Source organism: Halorubrum sp. SP3, from assembly GCF_005435195.1.
In the GTDB taxonomy this organism is placed as follows: domain Archaea; phylum Halobacteriota; class Halobacteria; order Halobacteriales; family Haloferacaceae; genus Halorubrum; species Halorubrum sodomense.
Genome location: NZ_SGTU01000029.1, coordinates 1 through 10,506 on the forward strand (window position 1 = coordinate 1; position 10,506 = coordinate 10,506).

General features: G+C 71.9%; 11 protein-coding genes and 1 pseudogene. 6 read left to right on the forward strand and 6 right to left on the reverse strand.

Annotated elements, in window-relative coordinates; genetic code table 11:
- Positions 1-2: 2 nt before the first annotated feature.
- The gene (locus tag EXE42_RS14650; RefSeq protein WP_137706812.1) at positions 3-968 is read left to right on the forward strand and encodes a sugar ABC transporter permease; all 966 of its coding nucleotides are present in this window, start codon (positions 3-5) and stop codon (positions 966-968) included.
- 30 nt (positions 969-998) lie between these two features.
- Here EXE42_RS14650 and EXE42_RS14655 read toward each other — a convergent pair whose 3' ends face one another.
- Positions 999-2,030, reverse strand: a complete 1,032-nt coding sequence (locus EXE42_RS14655) for a glutathione S-transferase family protein (protein WP_092921102.1) — start codon at positions 2,028-2,030, stop codon at positions 999-1,001.
- 484 nt (positions 2,031-2,514) lie between these two features.
- Between EXE42_RS14655 and EXE42_RS14660 the strand changes: the two genes are divergently transcribed.
- Positions 2,515-3,798: an FAD-binding oxidoreductase gene (locus tag EXE42_RS14660; protein WP_137706813.1), complete on the forward strand. Its 1,284-nt coding sequence runs from the start codon at positions 2,515-2,517 to the stop codon at positions 3,796-3,798.
- A gap of 30 nt (positions 3,799-3,828) precedes the next feature.
- Here the strand turns inward: EXE42_RS14660 and EXE42_RS14665 are convergent, their stop codons facing one another.
- The 3 genes from EXE42_RS14665 to EXE42_RS14670 form a co-directional block, all read right to left on the reverse strand.
- A complete protein-coding gene (locus EXE42_RS14665) occupies positions 3,829-4,245 on the reverse strand; it encodes an Hsp20/alpha crystallin family protein (RefSeq protein ID WP_092921104.1) in 417 nt (138 codons plus the stop codon).
- A gap of 4 nt (positions 4,246-4,249) precedes the next feature.
- Positions 4,250-4,405, reverse strand: a complete 156-nt coding sequence (locus EXE42_RS19410; RefSeq protein WP_167603372.1) for a hypothetical protein — start codon at positions 4,403-4,405, stop codon at positions 4,250-4,252.
- Positions 4,406-4,502: 97 nt separating this feature from the next.
- Positions 4,503-4,898, reverse strand: a complete 396-nt coding sequence (locus EXE42_RS14670) for a hypothetical protein (RefSeq protein ID WP_137706814.1) — start codon at positions 4,896-4,898, stop codon at positions 4,503-4,505.
- A gap of 124 nt (positions 4,899-5,022) precedes the next feature.
- On the opposite strand from EXE42_RS14670, the gene EXE42_RS14675 reads away from it, so the two are divergent.
- Together EXE42_RS14675 and EXE42_RS14680 are read left to right on the forward strand one after the other, a co-directional pair.
- Positions 5,023-6,876 carry a radical SAM protein gene (locus EXE42_RS14675; RefSeq protein ID WP_137706815.1) on the forward strand — a complete coding sequence of 618 codons (1,854 nt, stop codon included), beginning with the start codon at positions 5,023-5,025 and terminating at the stop codon, positions 6,874-6,876.
- Between the two features lie 3 nt (positions 6,877-6,879).
- Positions 6,880-7,779 carry an MBL fold metallo-hydrolase gene (locus EXE42_RS14680; protein ID WP_137706816.1) on the forward strand — a complete coding sequence of 300 codons (900 nt, stop codon included), beginning with the start codon at positions 6,880-6,882 and terminating at the stop codon, positions 7,777-7,779.
- 27 nt (positions 7,780-7,806) lie between these two features.
- Here EXE42_RS14680 and EXE42_RS14685 read toward each other — a convergent pair whose 3' ends face one another.
- Complete coding sequence (locus EXE42_RS14685) at positions 7,807-8,424, reverse strand: HAD family hydrolase (RefSeq protein WP_092921108.1); 618 nt, start codon at positions 8,422-8,424, stop codon at positions 7,807-7,809.
- A gap of 138 nt (positions 8,425-8,562) precedes the next feature.
- Positions 8,563-9,045 carry a hypothetical protein gene (locus EXE42_RS14690; RefSeq protein ID WP_092921109.1) on the reverse strand — a complete coding sequence of 161 codons (483 nt, stop codon included), beginning with the start codon at positions 9,043-9,045 and terminating at the stop codon, positions 8,563-8,565.
- Between the two features lie 114 nt (positions 9,046-9,159).
- Between EXE42_RS14690 and EXE42_RS14695 the strand changes: the two genes are divergently transcribed.
- Both EXE42_RS14695 and EXE42_RS14700 read left to right on the forward strand, forming a co-directional pair.
- A complete protein-coding gene (locus EXE42_RS14695; RefSeq protein ID WP_137706817.1) occupies positions 9,160-10,116 on the forward strand; it encodes a hypothetical protein in 957 nt (318 codons plus the stop codon).
- Positions 10,117-10,214: 98 nt separating this feature from the next.
- A pseudogene (locus tag EXE42_RS14700) lies at positions 10,215-10,506 on the forward strand (halocyanin); the annotation flags it as partial.

A 10,506-nucleotide genomic window follows, 5' to 3' on the forward strand; every position in this document is an offset into this window, starting at 1 on the left:
CGATCTACGACCTCCGCACCGGGAAGCGCACCCCATGGGACGTCGCGAAGAGCGTCCTGATGACGCTGTTCGGCCTCGCGATGGTGCTGGTGCTGCTGTTCCCGCTGTTCTGGATCTTCGCGGCGTCGCTGGCCGAGGGGACGCGGCTGTTCACTACCAGCGGCATCTTCCCGGACCCGTCGACGTACAACCTCGGCGCGTACCGGTGGGTGATCTTCGAGTCCGACTTCTTCTTCGTCGACGGCGACTGGGGGTACCCCCAGCTCGTTCTCGGCGGGAGCGGCGGGCTCGTGAGCTTCCGGTGGGCCGGCACCGAGACCGGTCCCGGCGCGGTGTTCAACAGCCTCTACATCGTCAGCGTGACGCTCGCGGCCGGGTTCGGGATGATCGTCCCGGCCGCGTACGCGTTCTCGCGCCGGAAGTTCGTCGGCCGCAAGCGCATCCTCTACGGCTACGTGCTGTTCACGCAGATCGGCGCCGGGCTGTCGATCGCGACGCTCGTGGCGCTGTACTCGCTGTTCAGCAGCTACGGGCTCACGAACAACCTGTTCGTTCTCGGACTGTTCTACGCCGCGTCGGCGATCCCGTTCAACACGTGGCTACTGAAGACGTACATGGACAACATCCCCGTCTCCTACGAGGAGGCGGCGATGGTCGACGGCGCGAGCTTCTTCGACACGATCCGGGAGGTGATCCTCCCGCTGACGAAGCCGGGGCTCGCCGTCGTCCTGATCTTCGTCTGGCTCGCCGGCTGGAACGAGTTCATCATCGCGCAGACGCTGCTGCGCCCCGAGAACTACCCGCTGTCGGTGGAGCTGTACAACATCGCGACCGAGGGGCGGTTCTCGACGCCGTGGACTCGCTTCGCGGCGTTCGCGAACCTGTTCGCGCTGCCGGTCGCGATCGTCTACTTCGCGGCCCAGCGCTCCGTCGAGGACGGCCTCTCGTTCGGCGGAATGGAGGGGTAGGCGGTCCGAGCGCGGTCCGTCGTCCGCCGCTCAGTCGTCCGCGGTCGGCGTCGGCGCCTCGCCGCCGAGCCGCTCGCGGTCGTGGGGGGCCTCGAAGTCGAGGTCGGGGCCGCGCGCGACGATGCCCGAGGGAGTCACGTCCGGGTGCGTGGTGTAGTAGTGCTCCTTGATGTGCTCCATGTTCACCGTCTCCGCGACGCCCTCGGTCTGATAGAGGTCGCGAAGGTACGGCCAGAGGTTGTCGTACTGGTGGATGAACTTCCGGTTACACATGAAGTGGGTGTGGTACACCTGGTCGAAGCGGATCAGCGTGGTGAACATACAGATGTCCGCCTCAGTGAGCGCGTCGCCGACGAGGTATCGCTGATCGGCGAGCCGCTCGTCGTACCGGTCGAGCGCGTCGAACAGGTCGTCAATCGCCTCGTCGTAGGCGCTCTGGGAGGTCGCGAACCCGGCGCGGTAGACGCCGTTGTTGATCGGTTCGTAGATGTCGGTGATGACCTCGTCGACCTCCGCGACGGTCGCGTCGTCGTCCGCGTCGGGCAGCAGCGAGACGCCGTTACCGAGGCCGGTGAACGCGGTCGAGAGGGTTCGGAGGACCTCGCGTGACTCGTTGTTGACGATGGTCTCCTCCTCTTTGTCCCACAGCACGGGGACGGTCACCCGGCAGGTGGCGTCGGGGTCGGCCTCGACGTACAGCTCGCGGAGGTAGTCGCTGTCGTGGAGGTGGTCGGGGGTACAGCCCTCCTTCTCCGGGGTGAACTGCCAGCCGTCCTCGTCGCGGTACGGGTCGACGACCGAGACGCCGATGGCGTCTTCGAGGCCGAGCAGCGACCGCGCCAGCAGCGTGCGGTGCGCCCACGGGCAGGCGTACGAGACGTACAGGTGGTACCGGCCGGCCTCCGGCTGGAACCGCTCGTCCGGCTCCGCGTCGACGTGGTCGGGCACGTCGCTGCCCGCGACCCAGTTCCGGAAGGTGGTCTCGCCCCGCTGGAAGGCGCCCTCCTCGTCGGTCGCCTCGTAGGTGTCCGTGCGCCACTCGCCGTTCACGAGCTGATTCATACACCATAGTTGGGCTTCGGCCCATATAACGTGGGCGGGGACACGCGTGTCACCCGTCGGACGAACGGTCGGCTATCGGACTTTGCGTTCGATGGTTATAACTGAGCGACGATTGGCCGACGGCCGATACCGCCAGAGCCCCAGCCGCTTGCTTATAAGTCGCTGCTGGTAGATCGGCGGTGAACGCCGCCAAAGCCCCAGCCGGGAGGCCGGCCCTTTGAGTCCCACCCCGCCCCGCACAGCGACCGCACCTCACGCCTCCCCAGCCTCGCGGCTCACGCGTCGCGGCTGCGCCGCTCGCGTTCGCCGCGTCTAGCGAGGGACCGAAGGTCCCTCTGGCGGCGCGTAGCGCCGGCGACCTCGCGCGGACTCCTCGCGGCCTCCGCTTCGCTCCGGCCGCTCGCAGGCACGCGCCGCCGCATCTGTTTATAAAGAACTACGATCGTCCCGGTGGCTTTTCGTCGTCGCTCGCGTGTCCCGACCCATGACCGAGGAAGGCGAGTCCGCGCCGACCGTCGCGGTCGTCGGCGGCGGCGCGGTCGGCGTCACGGCGGCTCACGACCTCGCGGCCCGCGGCGCCGACGTGACGCTGTACGAGCGCGACGAGTTGGCGGCCGGGAGCTCCGGGCGCGCGGCGGGCGTCCTCTACGACGCCTACGCCGAGGACGTCGACGCCGCCGTCGGCGCCCGCGCGCTGGAGCGGTTCCGCGCGTTCGACCGGTCGCTGCCCGGCTTCTCGTTCTCGCCCTGCCCGTACGTGATCGCGGTCCGCGAGGGCGACCCCGACGCCGACGCCGTCCCGGCGATGGTCGAGCGCATGCGCGCTCACGGCCGCGAGGTGTCGCTCGTCGACCCCGACGCGCTCGGCGAGCGGTTCCCCGCGCTCCGGACCGACGACCTCGCCGTCGCCGCGGTCGCGGAGGGGGCGGGGTGGACCGACCCGCCGAGCTACGTCCGCGTCCTCGGCCGCCGGGCCGCCCGCGAGGGCGTCGCGGTCGAGACGGAGACGCCGGTCGCGCTCGGCCCGCGGACCGACGCGGGGCGCGAGATCCGGGGCCGCGACGCCGGCGCCGACGGGAATTCGGGGGCCGAAACGCGCGCGTTCGACGCGGTCGTCGTCGCGGCCGGGGCGCACACGCGGTCGCTGCTCGCGGACGCCGGCGTCTCGGTCCCGGTCGTTCCCTACCGCGTCCAGGCGCTCGTCTGCCCCGAGCCCTACGACGGCCCGATGGTCTACGACGCCACCGCGGACGCGTACCTCCGCCCGCACCCGGACGGGCTGCTCGCGGGCGACGGCACGGAGCCGGTGCCGGCCGACCCCGACGGCTACCGGCGCGAGGCGGACGACTGGTTCCGCGAGGACGTCGCGGCCGTCCTCGACGAGCGGCTCGGTCGCGACGGTCGAACCGAGCAAATCGATCCCGACGCAGACGTCTCGCGGTCGTGGGCCGGACTCTGTACCGCGACGCCCGACGGCGACCCGCTCGTCGGGCCGGTGGACGCGGACGAGACCGCGGGCCGCGACTCGATCGGCGCTCCTGCCCCCTCCCTATTCGTCGCCGCCGGCTGGCAGGGCCACGGGTTCATGCGAGCGCCCGCGATCGGCGAGACCGTGGCCGAGGGCGTGCTGGCGTCGCTCGCGGGCGTCGCGTCCGACGCGCCGGACTCGCCGTGGATCGGCGCGTTCGACCCGGCGCGGTTCGACGGCGACGAGGCGTTCGAGATCGCGGAGGGGATGTCGCTGTCGAACCGGACCGAGGGGGAGTAGCCGGGCGGAGCGGGGGCCCGACGGGCGCGGTCAGTCGTCTTCCTCGACCACGTCGACGTCGCTCGACCCGCCGCGTTTGGGGATCTCGACGTGGAGCGTGCCGTTGCGCGTGAGCGTCGCGTTCGCGCCCTCGGGCGTCACGTCGGCGTCGCGCGGGAGGTCGACGCTCCCGGACAGCGAGACGCCGCGGCCGGGGAAGACGAGGTCGTAGCCGTCGTAGAAGTCGCGGAAGCGTTCGAGGCTCACTTCGACGGTGCGGTCGAGGAAGGTGACGTCGACGTCCTCGCCGCGGACGCCCGGGGCGTCGAAGACGACGAGGTACGCGTCGTCGCTCTCGAGGAGGTCGGACGAGAGCGGGCGGCGCTCCTGGACGCGGCCCCACCCGCGGCCGACGCGTTCGAGGGCGTTCCGGAGCGCCGACCGACCGGTCTCGACGAGTCGGCTCACGGGCTCACACCTCGATTTCGACGAGGTTGCTCCCCCCGCAGTACGGACACGAGAGGTCCTCGACCGCGTGGTCGTCGGGCACGTCGTACGTGTAGTGGTTCTCGAACATGTCCAGCTCGCAGTCGTCGCTGACGCACTTGACCTCCATCGTCGATGGCATATACGGTCGTAGTGCCGGCGAGGGCTTAAACGGCGTGGCGGCGGCGACTCGGGGGCCCGAAACGCGACGGCGATCGGCGCTCCGCGCGACGGGCCGGTCAGAGCCCCGCGCCGCGCATGCGCTCCGGAACGACGGTCCGCTCCGCGAGCAGCGCGAGGAGGACCCCGGATGCGACGCCGGCGGCGAACCCCGGCCCGTACGGGAACAGGCTCGGCGCGAACGCCAGCGCGACGCCGAGCCAGACGATCGCGACGAGGACCGCCGCGCCCGCTGCGACGGACGCCAGCGTCTCGTACCGGTCCGGCGGGAGCCGGTCCCGCGCGAGCCACGCGGGCGGTCCGACGAGCAGGGCGGTGCCGACCGCCCACGCGGCCGCGGCGCCCCACGGACGCGGGTCGGCGGCGCGGAACTGACCCGCGGCGAAGACGCAGACCGCGCCGGTCACGAGGAGCTGTACGATACGCCGCCGGCGAGCCGGCGTCTCGGAGGGCACGGGTGACGGTTTCGGCCGTTCCGACATAAGCGACCGCCCGCCGCGGTCGGTCCGCCCGCCGCCTCTCCCGTCCGCTCCGCCGTTCCGCACGCTTTTCCCCTTTCGGCCGACTACGGACGGTAACATGACCGATTCGCCCGCGTCGGCTCGGGGGTCGCTCCCGGCCGACCCGAACGACCTCTCCGTCACCATCGTCGACGGGTACGTCGACGAGCCGGCCCACTTCGGCGTCCCGCCGTACCTCTCGACGTACCCCCGGTACACGGCCGGCGCGCTCGTCGACGCCGGCGTCCCGGAGTCCCGGATCACCTACCACACCATCGACGAACTCCGCGACGACCGGTCGAAACACGCCGACGTGGCCGAGGCGGACCTCATGGTGTACGTCGGCGGCATGACGGTGCCCGGGAGCTACGTCGGCGGCACGCCCGCGGAGCCGGACGAGGTGCGCGAGCTCGGCTGGACCGCCGACGGCGTGACCCTGCTCGGCGGCCCCGTGCGCTTCGGCGTCGGCGAGGAGAACGCGGGCGCACAGGAGACGCAGCGCGACGACCTCGACTACGACTTCGTCGCGATGGGCGACGTCGAGGCCGCGGCCCACGACCTCGTCCGCGAGGGGTTAGAGGGGTACGGCAACCGGATGCGGACGAACGAGGAGGTCGACCGCTGGGCCCGGCAGGGGGCGTTCGTCGTCGAGCAGCACCCGAACCACCCCGACTACCTCATCTGCGAGATGGAGACCTCGCGCGGCTGCGCGTACCGCTGCTCGTTCTGTACGGAACCCCTGTACGGCGACCCGGCGTTCCGCGCGGCGCGGTCCGTCGTCGACGAGGTCGACGCGCTCTCGGACCGCGGGGTCAGGCACTTCCGGCTCGGTCGGCAGGCCGACATCCTCGCGTTCGGCGGCGACGGCGAGGCGCCGAACCCGGACGCCTTGCGGGAGCTGTACGGCGGGATCCGCGAGGTCGCGCCCGACCTCCGGACGCTCCACCTCGACAACATGAACCCGGTGACGATCACCGACTACCCGGAGGCGTCGCGGGAGGCGATCCGCGTCATCGCGGAGCACAACACCCCCGGCGACACGGCGGCGTTCGGGCTCGAATCCGCCGACCCGGTCGTCCAGGAGGAGAACAACCTGCTCGTCACCGCCGAGGAGTGTTTAGCGGCCGTCCGCGTCGTCAACGAGGAGGGCGGCTGGCGCCCGGGCGACGCCCCCGAGACGACGCCCGGTGACGCGGGTCGCGTCACCGGTCCCTCGACCGGCCCTGACGCCTCGCCGCGGCTGCCGAAGCTGCTCCCCGGGATCAACCTCGTCCACGGGCTGACCGGCGAGCGCCCGGAGACGTACGAGCACAACAAGCGGTTCCTCCAGACGGTGTACGACGAGGGGCTGATGCTCCGCCGGATCAACATCCGGCAGGTGATGGCGTTCGCCGGGACGGAGATGTCCGAGACGGGCGCGGACATCGCACAGGAACACAAAGACCAGTTCCAGGCGTACAAGCGGGAGGTCCGCGAGACGATCGACAATCCGATGCTCGACCGCGTCGTCCCGCCGGGGACGGTCCTGCCCGACCTCCACCTCGAGTACCACCAGGACGGCAAGACGTTCGGCCGCCAGCTCGGGACCTACGCGCTCCTCGTCGCGGTGCCGGGCGAGCGCGAACTCGGCACGGCGATCGACGTGGCGATCACCGACCACGGCTATCGCTCCGTGACCGGCGTCCCGTATCCGCTCGACGTCAATTCGGCCTCGATGGACGAGCTGACGGCGATACCGGGGATCAATCGGAACACGGCCGGCGACGTCGTGGTCGGCCGCCCCTACGAGTCGGTCGATGCGGTCGACGCGGGCGTCGCGGACCTCGCGGCGTACGCGATCGCCGGCGACACCGACGTGCCGATCCCGGGCCGCGACCGCCCCGGCTCCGGGCCCGGCCCGGCCGCCCGGTCGTCGCTCGGTCGCGGGGACTGAGCGGTGTCCGCAGACGACCCCGGCGACGCCGACCGCCTCGACGACCCCGTGGTCACCAGGGTCGAAGTCCCCGTCGACACGCGCGCCCCCGACGGGACTACGAACGCCTACGTCCTCGACGGGCTCCTCGTCGACCCGGCGGCCCGGACCGACGCGCTCGACGCCGCGGTGGCGGAGCGGGGGTCGTCCCCGTCGGGCGGCCCCGCCGACGCGCTCGCCGCCCCGTCCGTCGAGGCGATCGCGGTCACCCACGCCCACCCGGACCACGTCGGCGCGGTCGCCGACTACGCCGCGCTGACGGGCGCGACCGTCGTCGCCCGCGAGGGCCACGCCGACCGCTTCGCGGCGGCGGCCGGGATCGCCCCCGACGAGACGGTCGCGCCCGGAGAGACGGTCGCGGACACCGCGGTCCGCGCGGTCGACACGCCGGGGCACGCGCCCGATCACGTCGCGTTCGCGGCCGGCGGGCCGGAGGCCGGCGGACCGCCGGAACGATCGTCGCGCGCCGTGCTGTGCTGTGGCGACCTCGCGGTCGCAGAGGGGAGCGTCGCCGTCGCCGCGCCCGAGGGCGACCTCGCCGCGTACCTCGCGAGCCTCGAACGGGTTCGCGACGCCGGCTACGACCGACTGCTCCCGGGACACGGCCCGGCGATCGACGACCCGGCGGCGACCTGCCGGCGGCTGATCGAACATCGAATCGCCCGCGAACGCGACGTGATCGCCGCGATCGACGGCGGCGCGGCCGACCTCGACGCCGTCGTCGACGGCGCTTACGAGAAGGACCTCTCCGGCGTGCGGGACCTCGCGCTGGCGACGGTCGCCGCGCACGTCGAGAAACTGGTGACCGAGGGACGGGTCGAGGGGGCGTGGCGCGCGCGGCTGGCCGACCGCGGGTTCGAGTGACCCGCTCGCCCCCGCCGAACCCCGCTCCTACTCCGCTTCGAGCTCGACGACGACCTCCGACAGCGGCGTCTCCGTCACGTCGACGAAGCGCCCGCCGGCGGCGACGATCCCTCCGTCGACCTCCGCGTCGTCGCCGACGTGGACGAGCGCGGTCGTCGAGGCCCCGAGCGCCTCCGCGGCGGCCTCGAACGCCGACGGGTGGGGCTTGCGCCAGCCGCAGCCGACGCTCGTCGTGACCGCGTCGAACTCCCCGCGGAGCCCGGCGCGGATCAGCGTTCGGGGGACCAGCTCGGGGACCGCGCAGTTCGAGAGCAGTCCGACCGGCCCGCGCTCGCCCGCCCCCTGAACCGCGTCGAGCGCGCCGTCGCGTCGGGTCACGTCCGGGTCGAACGCCGCGATCACGGCGTGTCTGGCGACGTTCTGATCCGCGTCGACGCCGCGGGAGTCGAGCGCGCGGGCGACGTGCGCGGGGAGCGGGACCTCCGCGCCGGCCGGCGCCTCGACGTGCCGTTCGCCGTACGCGACGTGCCAGTCGTCCGGGACCGCCACGTCGCGGGACTCCAGTTCGCGCGCGACCGCTTCCGCCGGATCGGACGGGTACTCGACGTCGACGAGGGTCCCGAAGAGGTCGAAGGTGACTGCCACGATACCACTGGTAGGGACAACCCCGGATTGAAGCTGTCGGTCGGGAAGACCCGTTCCGACGACGGCCACGCGGGGGCCCGCTCGATGTCGGTCCCACGGTGACCCGTTTCGACGTCGGCCGCACGAGGCGCGTCGCGCTCAGAACAGCGAGCCGAAGTGGAGCGTGATAAGGCGGTAGAGGCCGGTAACCCACGCGCACAGCCACAGCAGCATGAACCCCGCGACGCCGGCCCGGAGCCGCTTCCGCCAGTGGCTCATGTCCTCGTGGAGCTCGTCGATGTCCACGCTGGGGTCCTCGTAGGCGTCCGCGTTCCGCTTCGCCTGGAAGATCCGCACGATCCCGGTGAGCGCGAACGCCAGCAGGGCGTACGCCTGAACGCCGAAGAACGCGTGGACGATCGCCAGCCCGCTCACCTGGTCGAGGACGCGCGGGATCATCCACCCGACGAGGGGGACGGTCGTGAGCAGCAGACCGGCGACGATGTACCGCAGGTGCCGCATCAACACGTTCCACGACACCGTCTCCGTGTCGATCATGATCCAAGCGCCGTACAACAGGAACGGCAGGCTCGCCGTCACGGACATCCCGGCAAGCGCCGCGATGACCGACTCGTCGACCATACGATCGGTTCGTGCTCCGGCGCGTAAAGCCCCGCGATCCGCGTCCGGCGACGGGGCCCCCCGGCCGGACGCGGACGAAAACAGTTAGCGTCAGGAGCACGTACCGCCGAGGTGATGGAGGACACCTCGACGCGGTCGGAGTCGGAGTCGCCGCCGGAGGAGCCGGCAGATCCGGCGTCCGACGGCCCGGAAACCCCTGCTTCGGAGGCCGAGGAGAACGGCACCCCGGCCGACGCCGGGGGTCCTTCCGGGGACGAGACCGACGCCGGGGACCCCTCCGGAGACGGGACCGACGAGGGGACCCGGGAGGGCGAGACCGACATCGAGGCCCTCCGCGAGCGCGTCGAATCCGAGTACGACTTCGACGAGTTCGGGCCGTCGGACATGGCGCAGATGAGCGCCGAGGAGTGGGACGCCGCCTTCGACCCGGACACGTGGATCACCGGCGACGAACTCCTCGACCGGGTCGACGCCGAACTGAAGTCGCGGATCGCGACCCGCGACGTGTTCGGCGTCTTGGAGCGCGTCCGAGAGGACGGCGAGGAGCGCATCCTCGTCTACTCCGACGAGGGCTACGCGATCATCCGTCCCACGGGCGAGGTGCGCGGCGAGGGGACGGTGCTCCGGGACATCGAGCCGGTCGTCGCGCTCGCGGCGATGGACTCGTACGAGGTGCCCGAGCCGCCGGCGAACTGGTCGCTCCCGCACCCGGACAGCGTTCCGGAGGGGTCCGGCGAGTTCGGCAACGTCGTGATGCAGGCGGTCGCCGCGGTACAGGTGCTCGCCGGCGTCGCGCTGCTCGGCGCGACCGCCGTGACCGACCTCGACACCATCGTCGCGCCGGCGATGGGTATCGTCTTCCTCCTCGTCGGGGCCTTCCTGTTCGCGATGGTGGCGAACGCGCGGCTCTCCGACCGGTTCCGCTCGGAGGAGTACCGGGACCGGCTACGCGCGCTCCGCGAGGCGAAGAAGCGGCCCGAGTTCGTCCCCGTCGAGGACGGCGTCGTGACCGACGAGGCCGGCGGGAGAACCGACGAGGACGCCGACGTAACCGAGCCCGACCGAAACTGATAATCCGTCGATATCGGCGGTCTCAGGCCCCGCAAACTCCGCCACGTCGGCGGTTTCAGTCGGTGGGTTTAAGCGGACCCCGTCCTGAGTGAAACTGTATGAAAAGGCGGGACTTCGTGCGGACGGCCGGCGGCGCGACCGCCGCCGTCGCGGCCTCCGCCGGCGCGACCGGAACGGCGGCCGCACAGGAGGTACAGCCCGACTGGCCGAGCGGGGCGGCCGACGGGAACGTGGGCTCGTACACCGACGCCCGCGGACAAGACGAGGTGACCATCTCGGTCGGCGCCGGCAGCAACGGCCTCGCGTTCGACCCGACGCTCGTCTGGGTGGACGAAGGGACGACGGTCACCTGGGAGTGGACGGGCGCTGGGGGGTCTCACAACGTCCAGA